The organism is Komagataeibacter intermedius TF2 (assembly GCF_000964425.1).
GTDB lineage: Bacteria > Pseudomonadota > Alphaproteobacteria > Acetobacterales > Acetobacteraceae > Komagataeibacter > Komagataeibacter intermedius.
Genome location: NZ_BANF01000396.1, coordinates 1 through 220, shown reverse-complemented (window position 1 = coordinate 220; position 220 = coordinate 1). Strand labels below are relative to the sequence as shown.

The following is a 220-nucleotide window of genomic DNA, read 5'->3' as shown; positions in this document are numbered from 1 at the left end:
TTCCGTCCGAACTATCGCTGGATCGACGTGCCGGTCTTCAACGGAGCCAACAAGCCGGTCTGGCATCGCGGCGTGACCGATGCGCCGGGCTTCTACTTCCTCGGCCTGCCATGGCTGCACACCTGGGGATCGGGACGGTTCTCCGGCGTTTCGCGTGATGCCGCGTGGCTGGCCAGCCAGATCACCGGCAAAGACGTGCCTGTAGCCTGAACGGAGTAAA

1 pseudogene is annotated in these 220 nt (G+C 63.6%); it reads left to right on the top strand.

Going from position 1 to position 220, the window contains the following annotated elements:
• Positions 1-210: pseudogene (locus B7449_RS17705) on the top strand (MSMEG_0569 family flavin-dependent oxidoreductase); the annotation flags it as partial.
• Positions 211-220 lie beyond the last annotated feature (10 nt).